Source organism: Streptomyces sp. GL_148, assembly GCF_057834205.1.
Window position 1 is genome coordinate 2,491,226 of the sequence record NZ_CM174396.1, and the last position, 17,881, is coordinate 2,509,106.

Consider the following 17,881-nt stretch of genomic DNA (forward strand, 5'->3'; position numbering starts at 1 on the left):
TATGAACCCACACCCCGTTATCACGGGAAGCAAGTTGTTGGGCAAAAAGAAAGGCGCCTAGATTGGACAGGCGCCTGACGAACAGATCTCGTCGTACGAGGTGTCAGCAGTTTCAACACCCACCGCTGCCGCTAGCTCCTCGTACTCCTTCCTGGTGATGCGCTCATAGGGAGGCTGCTCAAAGGACATCTCCGGGAACACGGTGGTCCCCTTCAACTTCGGCAGGAACGGAATCAGGGCATTGACCAGGTCGTCAACCGTATAAGCCTTGGGGTCGACATTAGCCGTGTAAGACACTGCCTGATCGGCCCAATGTTCCTGATAGAGCGCCTGAACCGAGAGCATGTCCGTCAGGGAAAGCTCTCCTGCGTGCTCGAAGGAGTCCCCCACATCAGCAAGCGGGTCCTTGGTCGGGATCGTGACGACGCTCGTGTTTGCCGCGTACTTGTCCGGCTCAACGTCGTACCCCTTCTGTCGGTACTCCTCTACCTGCGCCCGCTCTGTGGGCTCCAGATCGCTGAACCTGATCCGGCGCTTGAAGTAGCCGGCGAAGGGGGCGTGTACCGCCTCCCCCGACGTGCCGGCCAACTTGGAAGTCGTCCCAGTTGGGGCAATGACGCGCTTCTTGATCGGGACAGGGATACGCAAGAGGTTTGCGTACGCCGCGGCTTCCTTGTCAACCTCGTAAGCCAGGTCGGCAAGATCCCAACCTACAAAGCCGAGTTCAGCAGCTTCCGAGTACCTGATTCCCTGCTTCACCAGAAAGTCAGCGAACCCGAGATGCCCTACGCCGATTCGCCGGAATCTGGCGATGGCTACAGCCGACTTCGGATCAGCTACCTCCGCAAACGTCGCCCTGATCAGATACCGCGTCAGGTAGCGGTGCGCCTTCGCCAGGCCCGGGTAGTCAACGACTCCATCCGAATCCACGAAGGCGCCAAGGTTCACCGATCCAAGGTTGCAGGGCTCCCAGGGGGTGAGCGTGGCTTCACCACACGGGTTAGTGGTGTAGGTCCCGTCAACCTCACCCACCGCAGTCAGCGACGAGTTCCAAATCCCCGGCTCGCCGTTTCGTAGCATGCCCTTTGCGATCTCCCGAAGGATCGGCATGGAGGGTGACGACATCTTGCCGAGCAGGTCAATGAAGTCCGCGTCAATCTCGACCGAGACATTCGTTGTCCAGTGCCCTCCTTCCGCCTTGATTCGCAGGAAGGTCCAGATGAGTGGATCCCGCCAATGCATGATCGACATGCGGGCGGATCGCCGGACGCCTCCGGAGACGATGCACTGAGCAATCTCGTGATCAATGCGCATGGCGTCGATGCCGTGGAGCGGACGGCCTTCGCCGTCCTTGAGCACCTGGCCCACGGCCTTGAGCATCTGGCCGAAGGGAGCCGGACCGCTGGCTGTACCTCCGAAGGCCTTCAGCGGCGCCCCCTTGGCTCGTACGCGGCTCACGTCGTACACCCGGGCCGTATGGCGCGTGTCAGGGGCGTGTGCGGTTCGGATCAGGTCTCCCAGGGCTTCCGCCCAGCCCTCACGGCTGTCCTGGACCTGATAGGCGCCTGCCCACTCGTGGCTGTACTCGGTGGAGATCAGCCCGGCCTCTACGAGGTCGAGATAGTCAGCGTGGGAGGGGTCGCACACGATGTGCACCTCTACAGGGATGACCAGCTCAGGGAAGCCTTCGAAGTACCGGCTGCTGTAGTTGGCTCCGACGCCTCCCCCCTCTGCCAGCCGCAACAGGCTGAAGGTGAAGTGCTCTTCTGGTCGTGCGGGATCCCAGCCAGCGGCCCAGCAGTTATTGAGGGCGAAGGGGTTCACGCCACTCGACTTCAGGTGTCTACCCGCCGGCAACACCGCAAAGGACTCGATCAGGTCTAGCAGAGCGGCGCGTTCGCCCTCCTCTGCGTACCGCTCGGCTACGAGCGCAAGGTTGCCGTCCACCACGCGCTGAACAGTCTCAGCCCAAGTCTCCTGCTCACCAGTCGGCTTCACCCGAGAGTAGGTGCGCTCGTATACGGTCTTGGCCGTCTCGGTTGGAAAAGTCATGCAGTCACCTTTCGTAGGTCCCGGTTCATCTGGCGGGCCAGAGCATCCAGTCCGCGGTTGCTCGCCTTGCGCTCGGTATCGTCCTTTGGCGGAAGTCCGTAGACGTATCGACGCAACACAATGTCCCGCTGTGTTTTGGCCAGGCGGTTCAGTGCCAGCGATGCATCCATGCGAGCGGACATCAGAGCATCGGTGATGCGGCAGGCAAGGAGGTCATCTCTGCGGCCGAGCATCTGACCAAGTTCCTCATCGGAATAGAGGAAGGTCGAGAGAGCAGCCTTAGCCTCCTCGGGAGTGTAGTAATACTTCCCGTCTTCTACGTCCCGAGCGTCTCGTTCCTTGGAGGCGTACTGAGTGCCGGCCTTCTTGCAGAACATCCAGAGGAACTGGTCCTCGTAGTGCTGCTCAAGGTAAGTGCGACGCTCGTAGGCGTGAAGAAGAATCTCCTGCTTCACGTCGTCCTTTTCCACCACACTCCAAGCCGAAGCGATGGAACGGGCAGCCTTGTCAGCAATATCGCCAACATGCGCCCAGTCGATAACGGTCATGCGGCTACCCCCTTCTTAACAAAGCGCCCCCCGGCGCCGCGAACTACCTTTCCGTAGCGCTCTCCCTCTACCACGAAAGAGCCATCCCGGCGGATGTCTACGGGGTAAGGCGAAACGTCATGGTCACCGACGTAGAGAATGCCAAAGCCGCTCTGCCAGTTGGCCACAGCTCCCGGCCCGAGGTATTGGGCCTTACGCGGATCCATCATGTGCCCGACTTCGAAGCCCCACCGCATTCCGCCGAGATGAGAGGGCCCGTGCCGGCGGACACCGAGGCGGTGAGTGTGCCCCATGACGAGATTCGTCGTGGCCTTACTGGCATGCCCATATGCGGTCGTGCCCGCAATGCTGGACAGGCCCTTGATCTCGTGTCCGTGGATCAGGGCCGTGTCCGGCCCAACCTTGTGAAACGCGGGGGTCAGGCTGATTCCGAATGAGTTGAAGTCGAGCAGCTTCGAAAAGTGGAAGTCGTCGGCATACTCGGCCAGGGCGGGAGCCTTCGCACTCAGGTAGGTTCGCGGCCTGAGGTCATGGTTCCCTTCCAGGATTCCAAAGGGGCCGTCGTAGACAGCCCGAATGGGTTCGAGTACTCGGCGCTTCGTGACGTCGGAGTCGCTCTTGACCTGCTGTCGATATTCGAACCGCGTGCCCTCGTTCCAGCGGCTCGGCGTCTCGTAGTCGTTCAGATCACCAATCTGGTACAGCTCGTCAGGCTGATAGTCCCCAATAAACCCGATTAGGTTGTTCAGTGCCTTCGGGTCGTGATACGGAACCTGAAGGTCAGATATGACAACTACACGCTTCAAATCGTCAGCCCCGTTCCCTTTGCGTAAGCCAGTCCCCACGCATCTCCGTTGTCCTGATTGCCCTGCACCATGCCGAGTGCGAGCACGGTACGGTCAGAGAGATGGGGCAGGAGCCTGCCTAGAAGAGAAGATGCCGGGTGGCTTTCGAGCTGTTCCATCCATTCCAGCGGAACACCAAGCCGGTGCAGCACTACACCGATGACACAACCCGCGGAAACAGGGTTACCGTCCTCGTCCTTGTGGACGTAGAAACAACGGCCTCCCCCTTCGTCGGCCTCCATGTACTCGGGCGCGGAGTACGTGTATCCCGGCCGCTCCGCCACAACTTCGCGGAGGGTGGAGAGAACGACTTCGTCAGTGACCTTCGGTTCCACGAAGTTCATGAGCCCGTTCACCGCAGATCTCCGAAGACAGCCGTGTAAGCGGCTTCCCACGTTTCACCGTGGTCCTGAAGGAACTGCACCCTCTGGAGCTGTTCAGCCAGCGGGCTAGCACCGTCCTGCCCCAGGAGCTTGAGGGCGCCAGAAGCGCTCAGCCTCTCTGCCTGCCTGAGGGCATCGAGCGACACGCCCAGGCGGTGAAGCACCTGACCCACTACACAGCCGGCAGAGGTCGGGACCCCGGACTTATCTACGTGTACGTAGAAGCACCGACCAATGCGCTCCGGGTCCATGTACCAAGGGGCCCTGTAAACCGTGTCGGGAGCCTCCTGCACGACCGCCTTCAGCGCCGTCAGGATTTCTTCCTTGGTAAAGCTCGGAATCGTTGCTGCGGTCACTTTCCCTGCTCCTTGCTCAGTCGCTGAATCTCGCGCTCGATGTACCAACGGGCCTTGCTCAGGTCTTCCAGCTCAGTTGCTGCGTCTTTACGCCCCGCCCGGCAGATGTACTTGACGGCGTTACCCCGGCTGAAGTTGAGGTTCTCCGTGAGGTCGATAACTTCAAAGCCGTTGGGGAGCCAGGTGTAGTGGCTCGGATGGTCAACCGCGGAGTCTCCGCCGTCGGAGACGAGCTCTGAAACCGCTTCTATCTCGTCCTCGGCCATGTTGAGAAACTTGGCCTTCCCGTTCACGTAAAGCTTGACGCCGTACGGATAGGGGGCTGTCGTATGCGAGTTCACAGAGATCACGAGTCCCCTGTACCCCTGGTATCCGCCGATTCGCGTTCCCGGGTGCTGACCTACACGAATTTTGTCACCGGCCTTGAACTTCACAGTCCGATCCGATCTGTTAGGGCTTTCGGCCCAGAGGTGAGGAGAATGGCGTTTGAGTCGCGGTTGTCCATCTGAATTACCTTGCCGTTAGGCAGGTCGGCCGCTAGCTCGTCCATGAAGGTGAGCCCTGGCCCGTCCTCAGCAATGAGGAATACGGTTTCGTAGCCGTAGAGCGCGGGAGTCCAGTAGTCCCGCCAAGTGCCTGTACCCGGGGCGCCAATGGCAGGGATGCCGGCCAGGTCCCAAGCCATGGTGTCGAATTCACCTTCTACGACGACCAGGACGGCACTCGGCTGTATGAGAGCGTTGGTGTTGAACAGTCGGGGCGGGTCTCCGGGGAGACTCATGTACTTGCCGCCCTTGTGATCGTGCTTCTCCTTCTGGTCCTGCTCGAAGAAGTACGAACCATCGACGTCCCGTACACACCTGTCCGCGATACACCGGAAGCGGCAGGTAGCTACTCCGTGCTCTCCGCCGGCAGGCCTCATGTAGGGGATGCAGAGGCTTCCCGTATACCGCTCATGTCCAGGTTGAGCCGAATGGACGTAGCCCAGGCCGAACTTGGCTGCGACTTGCCCGAGTCCCCGAGCCGCTACGTACTCCTCGGCTGGACTCCCCCGATACATCTGGTGGTAGGTCTTGGCCATCTCCACCGAGTTCGGCACGTGCAAATTCTTGGGCTTCAAGGAAGCCACAGTTTCTCTCCCTCATGATCACTGCATATGAGTCCTCTGAGAGGTTGCAGACGAAACAGTTCCAACGGTTTCCGGTGACATCCACGGAGGCTGACGGATTGGAGTCAGCATGAAGGGGACAACAGACTTTCTGTCGTCCCCTTGATGCCTTGACGTCTAGTCCGTAGAAGTGCGCCAGGACCTTAGCGATTGACGGCTTTGGCAGACTGCTTCTCATCACCAGTTCGCCTCACGGTCACAGGAAAGTCATACTCCCGAACGGCGGCCTGCCACGTGTGGTAATCACCGCGTGCGTCACGGAGCGAATTAGACCCCGTGTAAGTGATCTGCATTAGAAGGTCACCCCATAGGAGGGCTTCGGTGCCGGGCGGAAGTCCTTGAACTCAATCCCTCCCCCTCGGGTGGCGAGAAGGGAGAAGGGATGCCCCTCTGTCAGCCAGTCCCGTACGTGTGCCTTCTCAAGGCTCTCCAGGACTGCGCCGGTGTGCTTACGCGGGCTATTGGTCATGCTGCCGGCCACCTTCACGAGGACGGCCGTGAGCGCTTCGGCTTCCTCAATGGTGATGGTGAGCGAGATGGCCGGAACCTTCTCAATCTTCGTGACTTCCTGGTCGATGATCGTGCGCTTGGCCTCAGCCATTCTCAATTCCTTTATCGAAGGTGTAACGCGGTCCGAGAACTTTCCAAGCCGGATAGCTCTCTAGGTAGTCCGCTGCTCTCCGCAAAACCTCGGGCCGGTCCCTGGCCCCCCGCGCCAGGAGCTGGCCATTACATCGGGCACACAGGAGGCCGCGGACGGCCTCCGTCTTGTGGCAGTGGTCAACCGCCAAATTTGTTGTGCGCGTCTCCCGACAGATGGCGCACTTGCCTTCCTGTGCCTTAAAGAGCTGGTCGTACTCGTCGGCCGAGAGACCGTACGTTGCCTGAATCCGAGCGTTCCGCGTTGCTTGCCGGCGAGTGGTCTTGCGACAGGAGGAGCAGACTTTTCCTCGGGTGGAGGTGAAGAACTGTTCAGCCCTGTTCTTTCCACACTTCGCACATTCACGGAACCCTTTACGGGGCACTAGGCCCGTACCTTGATGAGGTACTCCAAGCGCTTCATCTCCTTGAGCGTCACGTTCTCGTCCACGAGAGCGAAGAGGTTAAAGAGCGAGATGGCAGCCGTAAGCTGCCTGCCCTGAAAGTCGATGACGGCCGTCCTGACGCCGCCCTTGGCGGCACCTATGAGGACCTTGGAAAGCTGGAAGAGGTTGAGGTTTCGGGGGCTGTCAATGACGACCACAAGGGCGGCCCCATCGGTGTCCAGGCCGACCAGATCCAGACCAGGGAACCGCGCTGCCAGGGCAAAGCCGAACTCTCGCTCAGCCCTGAAGCCACCGCGAATTTCTCGAACCATCGTCATACTTTCCATTGACCGTACACCTTTCATCACGGGAGGCAAGTAATTAGGCAGCAAAAGAGCCAGGTAGCTCCTCGTCCAGTTCTTCCAGTCGGAGGTTCGATCGGTTGAGCCGGAAGCTTGCGAAGGTCCCACCGGAGGAGTCCTCAAAGCCCTCGCGGTTCTTCACTGGGGACACGTTTAGAATGCGGCTGTTCATCCCGTCAACCTCTTTATGGATCGTGAGGATAAGAGAAGGGACACGGTGCACTTTGCCCTTGACTCCCGATAGGGGGATGGGGTTCAACCCATCCGAGTGTTCCCCGGTTACATGGTGTAGGCCGAGCACGTGAGCACTTGTCTCGCGTGCCATTTCCGAGAGGTACTCACATAGCCCTTCCAGGCCGAATGTGTAGCTCTCCGCCGACCCCACTTCCCCCGTGTCCACGTTGGTGATGTTGTCTACCACGAGGAGATGGGGGGTGCACCCATAAACTTCCAGGTAGCACAGAAGATGGGACTCGATTTCCTTCTGAGTGGGACGAGCCGAAAAGTTGAATCGGGTCCACCATCGTCCACCTAGAGCGTTTTCATACTCCGAGAAGTCGCCTCCTACGAGGGCTTCCTTGACCACCTTGGAGTCATCCCCGGTGACCATGGCAGTGGCCCTTGCCACCTGTGTGGCCGCGCTTGAGTCAGCCGAGAAGTAGAGAACGGGGATGTTGGCCGTCATCGCAAGGAACAACGCGAAGAGACTTTTTCCCGTACCGGGGCCGGCAACAACTAGCGATAGCTCGGACCTGCGGAACTCAACCTCTAGCCGCCTGAGCGACTTGAACGAGTTGGGAATTGGCTCACCCGCCGCACCCCGAATTCTGGTTGATTGAGTGAGAGAGAACATGGCTCCAGTTCCTTCCTTGGACCCCCAGACCCCGTCATCACGGGAAGCAAGTTGAAGGGTCTAAAAAAAGCCCCGAAGGGCGGCGTCTCTGGTCGCAGCATACGCCTGTGGCATATGCGGGGCAATGGTTTTTCCCTACCCACGTCTCGAAGAACAGGCATAGCCGACGTCGCAGAAGCGGCAGAGGAACCCCGGCCTGGCAGGAAAGTCCCCGGCCTTCACGCTCTGATCCATGCTCACGAAACGCTCGGCTACCGCTTCTTCGGTAACGGCGGTGAGGTCGACGGGCCGTGAAAGCCCGCCAGACTTTGCCATGTACCAATCAGCGTCATTGACTTCCACCCCCAACACCTTGCGCGCCAGGACCCCATAGGTCTGGAGCTGAAACTTCGACTTGGTGGAACCCGTCTTGAGGTCCCGCACTCGAACCGACGCGTCAGGCTGACTGACGAACTGGTCTACGTAGCCCTGGACTCTCACACCACCGAGGTCTGCCGTCAAGTGTGTTTCGATACCCGGCTGACCTGCCGAGTCCTTCCAGATGACCGGGCGGTTCACCTCCGCCCACCGGACGTAGGCCCGAGTCTGCTCCATGCCCAGAACGTACCGAGCCTCAATGTCTGACTGGCCGTCGGTGCCGGCGGTCATCCAGTGGTCCAAGTTGGGTTCTGCCGCAAGGGCCTTGTTTACTCTCGCCGTGTAGTCCTCGTGGAAGAGGTCTGCGACCTGATCCGCGGTGAGGGTGCGGCCTTCGCCTTCATAGATCTCAGCCGCCCCGTGAAACGCGGAGCCTTGATGAGACCAAGCAGCGGGCCGAGGAATGATCTTCTCGACCCGCTGAAGTTCGTACTGCCTAGGACACTTCTCGTAGCTCTCAAGCTGACTCACGGAGCGAGTCATATTTGCGACACGCGCGCGGTTCTCTTCCATACGCCTCCCATTCAGGACGGACTTCCGGGTGCACGAGGTGCACGCTGAAGTGGTTGGACAGCGGGAACTGCCTGTGAGGCTGCGCCCAAAACTGAGATTCGACAACTCGTTTTCTCCAGGGGGACCGGAGCTCAGCGTCAAGACTCTCCAACGCGTCCTGGTCCTCGGGAAACAAGATGTCCGACTCTGTGACGATGTAATACGTTCCTACGGTTTCAGTGGCTACGCGCTTGATCCGCAGCGCCTCGGAGGAGTGCATTTCAGCCAGCCCCCGAGGTTGAGCGGCCCCCATCGCCCGACGCAGCTCCGCCTTCGTTCTCCAGCGCGAAGCTCCCGCTCCCAAGATCATCAGCACACGCCCCCCAGGGTTCGACCACGATTCGAACGCCTGTACGCCCTCGTCGTGGTCACGAGCGTACGCCGGGTGAACCGTGAAGCAAATGTGAAATTTGGTGTGACGTGGATCACATCACTGGCAACCCCGGGTCCGTACAACCAGAAGGGGCCCCAGCAGGTCTTACCTGCAAGGGCCCCTCTGTGTGCTCGATTTTCGGGCTGGCTACCCGGGTCTACTCGGGTAGCGCTCCCGTGTTCTCCAGTAGCTCGAACAGGCCAACGCGGTCATCCCGTGGGACGTCTGCCGGCCAACGAATGACCAGGCGGTCACCATCGCGCTCGGGGTCCCGAGGTACGTAGTGCACGCCGCGCTCTGCATCCAGACAGAGAACCTCGCCCTTGGCCAGGCGGTTCAGGAACGCCTTCAGCGCAAGCTGAGAACGCCGACCGACCTGCGCGCCTAGGCGGGTCTGGACGAAGGCCCGCAGGCCCATGTAGGGCTCCTGGCTCCACACCTTGCGCTTGAGCTCTGGGTCTGAAAGGTCCCAAGGAATAGATTCGGATACTTTCCGCAAGGGGCCTCGGCTGTACTTCTCCATCTCGTTGAAGCGCCAAGTAACGGCCTGCCGAGTCACGTGATACTCATCGGCAATTTCCTGATGGCTCTTACCAGCCTCTTGCAGCATCAGAAGCGCTGCGTTGTCAGGAAGTTTTCTCACGGCTTTCCTACCCAAATCCGTAGGTTTCTCTTGGTGGTTGTGCGCCCTCCAGCGGGAGTTGACGCGGCGGAGTTAGCCGCACTCTACCCGCAGAGGCAACCTCCAGACAGTATGACTAGAGAGGGTGTGATCCAGGTCTCAGCTTAGCCCTGGCATGTCCTGGCACTCCCCACCGGACACGTACATACATATTGAGAGCTAAAGACAAGAGCACTTCATAGCTCAGTCATTCCTTTGTCACTCTCTGTACAGCTACACGAGGAACCGGAGTCATTACCTCCGAAACCTTTAAGTCCTAAATCTTCCTCTTTGTTGAGTCTCCCTGCTGGACTAAGTCCGCAGGTCGCAGAGCCAAGGAGGGGTGGCCTCGGAGCCAGACAAGGAACCTCCGAGGCCACCACAGCAGTGGGTACAGAGAGCAAGCAACGGCTAGTTCAACCTAAGTAGATCACTACCGAGGAGTAAGCATGTATGCCTAGAGCTGCATCTATATGCCTTGTGGGAGGCTGCCCCCGCCGAACTGTGCGGTCGGGCCGTTGCGTTGAGCACGCCCCACCTGAGCAGGCGTGGGCACGAAAGAGCGCTCGGAACCAGACCCGTGACAGTGCCTGGGAGCGTCGGATCCGGCCTCGGGCCTTGGTCCGCGATGGGTTCGCCTGTGTGGTGTGTGGGGCTCGGGAGAGCCTGGAAGTGGACCACATCATCCCCATTTCCCAGGGCGGAACCTGGACCCTGGAGAACGCACAAACACTTTGCAAGCCCTGCCACTGGCAGAAGACACTTAGGGAGCGCCGGCAAGGCGCTACCGGCTCATAGCTCAGTAGGTAGAGCGCTGGTTTCATACGCCAGATGCCCCCGGTTCGATCCCGGGTGAGCCAACGATGGGGTAGCTCCCCTGTCTCTGAAACTCCCCCTGATCAGGGGACGGAGGAGACGCGCGTTTCGTCTAGTGGCTCAGGACTCCCCCGGTCAGGGGGTAACACGGGTTCGAATCCCGTAACGCGCTTTCTGCCCTCTTAGCTCAGTCTGGTCTAGAGCACCGCGCTTCCAACGCGGGGACGCCGGTTCGAATCCGGCAGGGGGCTCGCTAGGGACCCGTCAGTCTGGATATGGGATGGGAGCCGGCAAAGGCTCGGACGTATGGGCGTAAGGCCCCACCCGAGAGATAATCCCGGCCCCATGCGGGTGCGCGGCCTTTGGCCGTAGGAGAGTCCAGACACATTGGCATGTAGCTCAGTGGGCAGAGCAAGGGACTGTTAATCCCTCAGGCGCTGGTTCGAGTCCAGCCATGTCAGCAAGGGGAATGGGTAGGCCGGTGGGTACCGGAGCCACGCAAGTGGTGGTTGGCCTCCAGGGGTTCGAGTCCCCGCCTTGCACCTTGGCCACCTGGATCTGTAGCTCAGTTGGCAGAGCTGGGGCCTCTTAAGCCCTGAGTCGTAGGTTCGAGCCCTACCAGACCCACTCAAGCCCGCCTAGGCAAAATGGCAAAGCCGTCTGTCTCAGGAACAGAAGTTTCCCGGTTCGACTCCGGGGGTGGGTACGGAGTGAGAGACGCAAGCGCCGGCATGCACTCCGCGGCCTCCTTGTAGGAGGCTCTCTCACGATAGGACGTAGCTCAACCGGGAGAGCGCCCAGACTCCAAATCTGGGAGGTGTCGGTTCGAATCCGACTGGCCTAGCTGGTCCGACAATAGCGGCCTGACCGCTGCAACGATAGGACAAGGGGACGGTGTACGGGATGCACCCCGCCCCAAGTACATCGGGCTAGTCACCCGATGGAACAGGTAGGAAGAGCGGTTCGAGTCCGCTTCCCCGCTTCTGGTCGTAGTTCAGTTGGTAGAGCGCCTGGTTTGGGACCAGGAGGCCGCAGGTTCGAGTCCTGCCGACCAGACCACCGCAAGCCCCGCCATCGTGCGGGGCCTTTTTGTTACCGCACACAGGAGTGATGCACCAATGCACGAGGACCAGGAGCACGGCGACGGCCCGCGCTTCCATGCTGCGGACCAGCCCACCCGGGCGGCCCGCAAGGCCAGTTGGCGGCAGATGGCTCTTGACGAGCTGGATGACCTCGGTGACCTCCTGGACGTCGACCTTCCGGGGGTGAGGCTCTGATGACACGAGGACCTGCACCCAAGGACAACGCCGTCAGGCGCAACGTGCACCCCGGCGCCCAGAAGCTGCCGGCTGTGGTTCAGCCAGGCCGCGAGCTCCCCAAGGCGCTCGGCATCACCACTGGTGGAGCTCGGCGCTTCTGGAAGACGTGGTCATGCGCCCCGCAGACAGCCGCGTGGACTGAGACCGACTGGGCCGAACTGGAGCTGACTACAAAGCTCGTTGATGGCCTGTTCCTGGGTGATCTCAAGTTGGCCGGAGAGATTCGGCAGCGGGTTGCTAAGTGGGGCGCCACGGTCGAAGACAGGGCGAGGCTCCGAATGACTTTCGACAAGACCCCCGAAGAAGGCTCTGAGGCGCCCTCTGCGCCCGCTCCTGAAGTCGACATGGACGAGGAGCTTTACAAGCTACTCAACGGCACCTAGAAGGCGGTGAGGCCCCTTGCAGACAGGCAATTTGCCCGCAGGGGTCCCGAAGCCTAACGAGACTCTCGGGTACCAGATTATTCGCTGGTGCCAGAAGTACATTGTTCAGCCTGACGGCGATCGAGCCGGAGAATCCTGGCAGTTCACCCCCGAACAATTGAGGTTTGTGCTGTGGTTTTACAGCATCAAGCCTGACGGGGGGTGGACCTACTCAGCCGCAACGCTCCGACGAGCAAAAGGCTGGGGCTTAGCAAGACTCCCTTGCTTGCTGCTCTCGCCATTGTCGAGTTCCTGGGCCCATGTCGCTTCAGCCACTTCGACGCCTTCGGCCTTCCGGTAGGAAAGGCCGTAGCTCTGCCCGTCGTTCAGATCGGCGCTACGGCGCTTGACCAGACGGACCAGACGCTAGACATGATCCGAGGCATGCTCTCGGAGTCTCCTGCTGAGGCTGAGTACGGGCTCGACATCGGCAAGTCCATCGTTCAGTTCAAGAGCGGTAAGCCTGGCTCTATCAAGCCCAAGGCGACCGCCGGCAGGACGAATGAGGGAAATCGCCCGACCTTTGCTCTGATGGATGAAGTCCATCACTGGGTTTCCAGCAACGGTGGTCCTGACTTCTACCAGACGATCAAACGAAACATCGAGAAGACGACCAAGGCCGGGTCTCGGTGGGTGTGCACGACTAACGCGTACAACCCCAACGAGGATTCTGTAGCTCAGATCATTCACGAGTCCGACATGGTGTCGCAGAGCTATTGGCTCTACGACTGCCTTGAGGGCTCTATCGCGGTTGAGGACATCCGCGATGAGGCATCCGTACGCGCGTCTCTTGTGGAGGCTTACGGAGATGCCTCGTGGGCTGACATTGACGGCTTGACTCGAACGATTCTCTACGACCGTACGACTCCCGACAGCACCTATTGTCGCTTCTTCTTCAACCAAATAGCCGAATCTTCGGACGGCTGGATGAGCAAGAGCGAGTGGGACGCATGCTTTGACGAAGATGACCCGATCAAGCTTGGCGATCAGATAGCCATCGGCTTTGACGGATCGGTCCGCGGGGACTCAACGGGCCTCGTGGGAATCAGAATGCGGGATGCCAAGCTCTTCGTGCTCGACGTATGGGAGCGCCCAGAGAACGCCCCGGATGACTGGGAAGTTGATGTTCTCGCGGTCGAGGCCGCAGTGAACAGAGCTTTCGCAGACTACCGCGTTGCTTGGATGTACGCCGACCCTCCGTACTTTCAGGAGGCTATCGGCCGGTGGTCCATTGAGCACGGAGACGACACAGTCTTTGAGTTCTGGACCAATAAGCCAACCAGAATGGTTCAGGCGGTCGAAAGATTCCGCACCGCCACCATGGTTAGCGATCTGAAGCACAACGGGGACAGTCGACTTACCAGGCACGTCCTCAACGCGGTTACGCGTGAAGTTCCTCAGGGAGTCCTCATTCAGAAGGACTCTCCACGATCCAAAAGGAAGATCGACCTTGCCGTATGCGCCGTGCTCGCCCTGGAGGCGAGGGCCGATGCCATCGCTGATGGCCGTATGCAAATCCGGAGGTCCCGAGTAGTGGGGTGGTAGCGATTGGCTGATATCGAAGTGGGTTCTCCGCCCATAACACCTTCAGGGTGGGTGGACTGGCTACACAGCAAGCTACTCCAGCGCAGATCCAAACTGCGCTTCTACTCGAACTACTACGACGGCCGCCATCAGAAAATGGTGTTCGCTCAGGCCAAGTATCAGAGCGAGTTCGGCCGCCTCTTCGACTCGTGGTCAGACAACTTCTGTGGCCTGATCGTGGACTCTGTGAATGAGCGTCTGTACATCGACGGCTTTCAGATGACCGATGAGCCAGGTGGTGACAAGGACGCTCGGGAGATCTGGCAGCGGAACCGGCTCGATGCCGAGTCCAACGCGGCTCACCTGGACGCGATGATTCATGGCGTCTCGTACGCCGTCGTCTGGGCAGACTCTGCCGGCCAACCCGTCATCAGCATTGAGAGTGCTGAGAACGTGGTCGTCCAGTACAAGCCTGGTAGCCGCTGGGACATCGAGGCCGCGGCCAAGTTCTATACGGACGACTGGGGCCGCGAGTTCGTCACTCTCTGGTGGAACGGCAAGGTCTACACGGGTGCCGGCCTGACAGGGAATTGGGGCGACTACAAGGAAGCCAACAACCCTCTCAAGGTGCCTCCGATCGTTCCGATTCCCAACCGCTCTCGGCTTACCGGTCCGGCAATCTCTGACCTCACCGTGGTCGTGCCTCTGGCTGACGCCATCAACAAAACCGTGGCGGATGCTCTGGTGGCGAGCGAGTACGCGGCTTGGCCACAGCGGTATGTGACTGGCCTTGAGATCCAGGAGGACGAGCAGGGCCGCCCCATCGAGCCGTACAAGGTCGCGGTGGACAAGCTCTTGCAGGCAGAGAACCCCGATGTGAAGTTCGGGCAGTTCGAAGCAGCCGACCTCAAGAACTACGTGAATCTCGTCAACATGCTGGTTCAGCACATGGCGAGCATTTCCCGCATCCCGTTCCACTACTTCCTTCTCAACGGAGGAACCGCGCCGTCCGGCGAGTCCATCACCTCTGCTGAGGCTGGTCTCATCGCTAAGGCGCGAGAGCGCATGTTGCACTTCGGTGAGGCCTGGGAACGCGTAATGCGTCTCGCCTTCCTGGTGCTCGGTGACAAGCGATCCGAAGCCCATGGGGCTGAGGTCATCTGGCGTGACCCAGAGAACCGCACTGAAGCACAGCACATGGACGCACTTCTCAAGGCACAGCTTATCGGCGTGCCCAGAGATCAGCTCCTTCTCGATGCCGGCTACACGCCGCAGCAGATCGAGCGATTCCGCTCTATGCGAGAGCAAGACGCCAAGGACGCAATGGAAATGGCGGAGAAGTACCCGGCCCCAGTGCCGGAACAACCTGATGACCCTAAGGCCAGTGAGAAGGAAGCTCGCAAGGCCCCACAGGGCAACTCGGGAAATGCAGCCCGCAAGGCTGCCTGACCTACTGCACAACACCCGGACGGCTCCCGCAATGGGGGCCCTTTTTTATGCCCCGAAATGGGAGATCTCATGGACGACACCACGCAGAACCAGCAGAACACCCCCGACGCAAAGCCCTCTGAGGGTGTGCCCGATGCGGCAGCCCTTCAGGCAGATGTCGAGCGGTGGAAGGCCCTCTCCCGTCAGAACGAAAAGAACTGGAATGACGCTCGCACTGAGCTTGCATCCATTCAGCAGGCTTCCATGACTGACGCCGAGAAGGCCATTGAGGCCGCACGGACTGAGGCGCGAAACGCGGCCTATTCCGAGGTCGGCACGCGCCTTGTAGACGCTGAGCTTCGAGTTCAGGCCGCTACTGCTGGTGTGACCCTTCCAAACCCCGAGTTTCTGAACACCAGCGCCTTCATGGGCGCTGACGGATCAGTGAACACAGAGGCGATTAATGCGTTTGTGTCGTCCCTTCCCAAGCCGTCCAACTCCCCCGAATTTGCCCAGGGGATTGGCCTTGGACGTCAGGGCGACTCCGGTTCTTACGCAGCCGGACAGCTCAGTCGTGACGCCCTTTCCCGAATGTCTCCCCAGGAAATTGCTGCTGCCCGTAAGGCGGGCAAGCTCGACGCTCTTATGCGGGGGGACCTCTGACCCATTGAGGTAGCCTATGTCTTTTACCACTCAGGCCGGTAACAACGCTGGTGCCGGCGCACTTCAGGCCGCAGGCGGCCATTTCATCCCCGAGATTTGGACGTCTCAGCTTCTGGAGAACCTGGACGACAATCTTGTACTCGGCTCGCCCGAGATCGTGAACCGCAGTTATGAGGGCGAGTTCCGGCGCGAGGGCGACGTTGTACGAATCCCTCACTTCGTCGACACCGTCGTTGACAAGGGAATCGTAAAGTCCTACGGGGCAATCGGTACCGCGGACCGCGCTCAGCTTGAGTACATCAAGATGACCGTTGCTAAGGGTTCGAGCTTCCACCTGGAGCTTGACAACCTGCACCAGCTCCAGACCAAGACGGGTATCGACCTGATGAGCAATCTCATTGCTCAGCGTGCCCGTACCCTCGCCAACACGATGGATTCGCTCATCGCGAAGACCATCCTGGCTGCTGTAGCGGGCAAGGACCTGAACGGCACCGAGGACCGGAACGCTGTAGTTACTGGTCTGCCTGCTCTGCACGGCACCATTGACAAGATCGTGGATGGCGACTTCGCGGCTCCGCTGGACATCTCTGTTTACGACTTCGTTGTGTCGATGCTTGAGAAGCTGGACATCAAGGGTGCTCCGCAGGATCGTTTCCTCTTTATCTCCCCGAAGCTCCGTAGCGCTCTCCTGCGTGACCCGAAGTTTATCGACGCCTCCCACTTCGGTGGGGGTGCAGTGATGCCAACTGGAGTCATCGGCTCCATTCTCGGCGTGCCGGTTCGAGTGGCTAACACCCTCGGTAGCCACACCCGCGTGAATGACAAGCTCGTGAAGAACCGTCACACCGACTTTTCGACTGTCGACATGTTCATGGGCTCCACTGCTGCGGTGTCCCTCATCGTGCCGTTCGCGGAGATGCAGGCGTACCAGCCAGAGGCCAAGTTCACCAACGCGATCAAGAGCCGCGTCATCTACGACGCCAAGGTAATTCGCCCTGAACAGCTCGTAGTTGCTACCGGGGTCGAGGCCCTGATCACTGCTCACAACGCGGCCAACTAAGGGGGCACCTTGCCTCTGGCATCCGTTGACGACGTGGCCGCCCGCATTGGGCGGCCCGTCGCCGCAGACGAGACAGCTCGTGTCACTGCCTTTTTGGAGGACGTGACGGGCCTGGTTGAGGACTACTGCGGCCGAGACATGGACAGGCGGACCGGTCAGAGCATCACCCTCTACCCCGAGGGTGGCTGTGTCCTCCCTATCCCCCTTCGATATCAGACCTTCCTCACCGTGTCCGCCGTCCACCAGGACGGCCAGGCGGTGACTGACTACACCTTCACTGGTCGGGCTCTCACTCGGGATGCCGGCTGGGGGGAATCCGCGGTGACCATCACCGCGTCGTGGGGGTACGAGGCAATCCCTGCTGCCCTCCGAGCAATTGCCTGCTCCGAGGTCATTCGGTGGCTTGCCCTCTCCCCCGGCATTGAGTCAGAGCGTGTGGGTGAAGTCGAGGTGACTTTTACCGGTGCCGGTTCAGCACAGACGCTCTCGACCGCGACCAGGACCACGCTCCGGCCGTACAGGCGTCGAGGTGCTGGCTCCATCACGCTCAGGCGGGAAGGGCCCGCGCTCGACCTAAGGGGGCCCGTTGTTCTCTGAACCTGTAGAGGTCTGGCGGGCACCCGTGCAGATCAAGACCGCTTACACCTCTCGTCCTGACTGGGACCAGGCCGCGAAGGTCTGGGAGGGCTTGGCCGACGTTCAGCCTGACAAGGCGTACGAGAGCTACAGCCCAGCTCGTGACCAGTCTCAGGAACGCCTTACCGCGTTCCTCCCCTATATAGCTGTCGTCGCCTCTGGAGACAGGGTCAAGCACCAGGGCCACATGTACGAGGTCGATGGTGAGCCCGAGCAGTGGGGGGCCACCTCCCGCCGGCACCTGAAACTCTCCATCTGGAGGGCCCTCAAGTGACCGACTCCCGGAGAGCCCGCACGAGGCTGACCTTCCGTGCCGGATGGCAGGACGAAGCACTGTCCCTCCCAGGGGTCCGAGACCTCGTAGCAGAGCACACGGGCGAGCTGCTGCACCGAGCCATCACAGACGCTCCCCGCCGTG

Annotated in this window: 23 protein-coding genes and 8 tRNA genes; 17 read left to right on the forward strand and 14 right to left on the reverse strand. The window is 60.3% G+C overall.

Features of this window, described 5'->3' with window-relative positions; genetic code table 11:
* Positions 1 to 57 precede the first annotated feature (57 nt).
* From nrdJ to AC3IYI_RS11445, 14 genes are all read right to left on the reverse strand, one after another.
* A complete protein-coding gene (gene nrdJ, locus AC3IYI_RS11380; protein WP_489410066.1) occupies positions 58 to 2,052 on the reverse strand; it encodes a ribonucleoside-triphosphate reductase, adenosylcobalamin-dependent in 1,995 nt (664 codons plus the stop codon).
* The gene (locus tag AC3IYI_RS11385; RefSeq protein ID WP_489410067.1) at positions 2,049 to 2,600 is read right to left on the reverse strand and encodes a hypothetical protein; all 552 of its coding nucleotides are present in this window, start codon (positions 2,598 to 2,600) and stop codon (positions 2,049 to 2,051) included. The genes nrdJ and AC3IYI_RS11385 overlap by 4 nt, the downstream gene beginning before the upstream one ends.
* Positions 2,597 to 3,406 carry a metallophosphoesterase gene (locus AC3IYI_RS11390; protein WP_489410068.1) on the reverse strand — a complete coding sequence of 270 codons (810 nt, stop codon included), beginning with the start codon at positions 3,404 to 3,406 and terminating at the stop codon, positions 2,597 to 2,599. The genes AC3IYI_RS11385 and AC3IYI_RS11390 overlap by 4 nt, the downstream gene beginning before the upstream one ends.
* Positions 3,403 to 3,789, reverse strand: coding sequence for a hypothetical protein (locus AC3IYI_RS11395; protein ID WP_489410069.1), 387 nt, complete (start codon positions 3,787 to 3,789; stop codon positions 3,403 to 3,405). The genes AC3IYI_RS11390 and AC3IYI_RS11395 overlap by 4 nt, the downstream gene beginning before the upstream one ends.
* Positions 3,790 to 3,797: 8 nt before the next feature.
* Positions 3,798 to 4,184 carry a hypothetical protein gene (locus tag AC3IYI_RS11400; protein ID WP_489410070.1) on the reverse strand — a complete coding sequence of 129 codons (387 nt, stop codon included), beginning with the start codon at positions 4,182 to 4,184 and terminating at the stop codon, positions 3,798 to 3,800.
* A complete protein-coding gene (locus AC3IYI_RS11405) occupies positions 4,181 to 4,618 on the reverse strand; it encodes a DUF3310 domain-containing protein (RefSeq protein ID WP_489410071.1) in 438 nt (145 codons plus the stop codon). Before AC3IYI_RS11405 ends, AC3IYI_RS11400 begins: the two co-directional genes overlap by 4 nt.
* On the reverse strand, positions 4,615 to 5,244 hold the full coding sequence (locus tag AC3IYI_RS11410) for a topoisomerase (protein ID WP_489411505.1): 630 nt from the start codon (positions 5,242 to 5,244) through the stop codon (positions 4,615 to 4,617). Before AC3IYI_RS11410 ends, AC3IYI_RS11405 begins: the two co-directional genes overlap by 4 nt.
* The gene (locus tag AC3IYI_RS11415) at positions 5,138 to 5,530 is read right to left on the reverse strand and encodes a CHC2 zinc finger domain-containing protein (RefSeq protein WP_489410072.1); all 393 of its coding nucleotides are present in this window, start codon (positions 5,528 to 5,530) and stop codon (positions 5,138 to 5,140) included. Before AC3IYI_RS11415 ends, AC3IYI_RS11410 begins: the two co-directional genes overlap by 107 nt.
* A 114-nt stretch (positions 5,531 to 5,644) precedes the next feature.
* On the reverse strand, positions 5,645 to 5,953 hold the full coding sequence (locus tag AC3IYI_RS11420; RefSeq protein ID WP_489410073.1) for a hypothetical protein: 309 nt from the start codon (positions 5,951 to 5,953) through the stop codon (positions 5,645 to 5,647).
* A complete protein-coding gene (locus AC3IYI_RS11425) occupies positions 5,946 to 6,377 on the reverse strand; it encodes an endonuclease VII domain-containing protein (protein ID WP_489410074.1) in 432 nt (143 codons plus the stop codon). Before AC3IYI_RS11425 ends, AC3IYI_RS11420 begins: the two co-directional genes overlap by 8 nt.
* The gene (locus AC3IYI_RS11430; RefSeq protein WP_489410075.1) at positions 6,377 to 6,724 is read right to left on the reverse strand and encodes a hypothetical protein; all 348 of its coding nucleotides are present in this window, start codon (positions 6,722 to 6,724) and stop codon (positions 6,377 to 6,379) included. The genes AC3IYI_RS11425 and AC3IYI_RS11430 overlap by 1 nt, the downstream gene beginning before the upstream one ends.
* A gap of 34 nt (positions 6,725 to 6,758) precedes the next feature.
* Positions 6,759 to 7,592: an AAA family ATPase gene (locus AC3IYI_RS11435; RefSeq protein WP_489410076.1), complete on the reverse strand. Its 834-nt coding sequence runs from the start codon at positions 7,590 to 7,592 to the stop codon at positions 6,759 to 6,761.
* A gap of 135 nt (positions 7,593 to 7,727) precedes the next feature.
* Entirely contained in the window at positions 7,728 to 8,480 is a 753-nt protein-coding gene (locus AC3IYI_RS11440) for a PD-(D/E)XK nuclease family protein (RefSeq protein WP_489410077.1), read from the reverse strand.
* A 611-nt stretch (positions 8,481 to 9,091) separates the two neighbouring features.
* Positions 9,092 to 9,577 (reverse strand): hypothetical protein, encoded by a 486-nt coding sequence (locus AC3IYI_RS11445; protein ID WP_489410078.1) that lies wholly within the window; start codon positions 9,575 to 9,577, stop codon positions 9,092 to 9,094.
* 471 nt (positions 9,578 to 10,048) lie between these two features.
* Between AC3IYI_RS11445 and AC3IYI_RS11450 the strand changes: the two genes are divergently transcribed.
* From AC3IYI_RS11450 to AC3IYI_RS11530, 17 genes are all read left to right on the forward strand, one after another.
* Positions 10,049 to 10,393: an HNH endonuclease gene (locus tag AC3IYI_RS11450; protein ID WP_489410079.1), complete on the forward strand. Its 345-nt coding sequence runs from the start codon at positions 10,049 to 10,051 to the stop codon at positions 10,391 to 10,393.
* A tRNA-Met gene (locus AC3IYI_RS11455) sits at positions 10,384 to 10,456 on the forward strand. Before AC3IYI_RS11450 ends, AC3IYI_RS11455 begins: the two co-directional genes overlap by 10 nt.
* 56 nt (positions 10,457 to 10,512) lie before the next feature.
* Positions 10,513 to 10,583 (forward strand) — tRNA-Asp (locus AC3IYI_RS11460).
* Positions 10,584 to 10,587: 4 nt separating this feature from the next.
* Positions 10,588 to 10,662 (forward strand) — tRNA-Gly (locus AC3IYI_RS11465).
* Positions 10,663 to 10,799: 137 nt separating this feature from the next.
* Positions 10,800 to 10,872, forward strand: a tRNA-Asn gene (locus AC3IYI_RS11470).
* 93 nt (positions 10,873 to 10,965) lie between these two features.
* Positions 10,966 to 11,038, forward strand: a tRNA-Lys gene (locus AC3IYI_RS11475).
* Between the two features lie 5 nt (positions 11,039 to 11,043).
* Positions 11,044 to 11,117, forward strand: a tRNA-Leu gene (locus tag AC3IYI_RS11480).
* Positions 11,118 to 11,181: 64 nt separating this feature from the next.
* Positions 11,182 to 11,255: transfer RNA gene (locus tag AC3IYI_RS11485), tRNA-Trp, on the forward strand.
* A 139-nt stretch (positions 11,256 to 11,394) separates the two neighbouring features.
* Positions 11,395 to 11,470, forward strand: a tRNA-Pro gene (locus tag AC3IYI_RS11490).
* A 59-nt stretch (positions 11,471 to 11,529) separates the two neighbouring features.
* Positions 11,530 to 11,688 (forward strand): hypothetical protein, encoded by a 159-nt coding sequence (locus AC3IYI_RS11495; protein WP_489410080.1) that lies wholly within the window; start codon positions 11,530 to 11,532, stop codon positions 11,686 to 11,688.
* Positions 11,688 to 12,113 carry a phage terminase small subunit gene (locus tag AC3IYI_RS11500; RefSeq protein WP_489410081.1) on the forward strand — a complete coding sequence of 142 codons (426 nt, stop codon included), beginning with the start codon at positions 11,688 to 11,690 and terminating at the stop codon, positions 12,111 to 12,113. Before AC3IYI_RS11495 ends, AC3IYI_RS11500 begins: the two co-directional genes overlap by 1 nt.
* A gap of 261 nt (positions 12,114 to 12,374) precedes the next feature.
* Positions 12,375 to 13,697: a hypothetical protein gene (locus AC3IYI_RS11505; RefSeq protein WP_489410082.1), complete on the forward strand. Its 1,323-nt coding sequence runs from the start codon at positions 12,375 to 12,377 to the stop codon at positions 13,695 to 13,697.
* Between the two features lie 51 nt (positions 13,698 to 13,748).
* Positions 13,749 to 15,125 (forward strand): phage portal protein, encoded by a 1,377-nt coding sequence (locus AC3IYI_RS11510; protein WP_489410083.1) that lies wholly within the window; start codon positions 13,749 to 13,751, stop codon positions 15,123 to 15,125.
* 69 nt (positions 15,126 to 15,194) lie between these two features.
* A complete protein-coding gene (locus AC3IYI_RS11515) occupies positions 15,195 to 15,767 on the forward strand; it encodes a hypothetical protein (RefSeq protein ID WP_489410084.1) in 573 nt (190 codons plus the stop codon).
* 16 nt (positions 15,768 to 15,783) lie between these two features.
* Positions 15,784 to 16,827: a phage major capsid protein gene (locus AC3IYI_RS11520; RefSeq protein ID WP_489410085.1), complete on the forward strand. Its 1,044-nt coding sequence runs from the start codon at positions 15,784 to 15,786 to the stop codon at positions 16,825 to 16,827.
* Between the two features lie 9 nt (positions 16,828 to 16,836).
* A complete protein-coding gene (locus AC3IYI_RS11525; protein ID WP_489410086.1) occupies positions 16,837 to 17,424 on the forward strand; it encodes a phage gp6-like head-tail connector protein in 588 nt (195 codons plus the stop codon).
* Positions 17,425 to 17,449: 25 nt separating this feature from the next.
* Positions 17,450 to 17,737 (forward strand): head-tail adaptor protein, encoded by a 288-nt coding sequence (locus AC3IYI_RS11530; protein WP_489410087.1) that lies wholly within the window; start codon positions 17,450 to 17,452, stop codon positions 17,735 to 17,737.
* Positions 17,738 to 17,881: the final 144 nt, after the last annotated feature.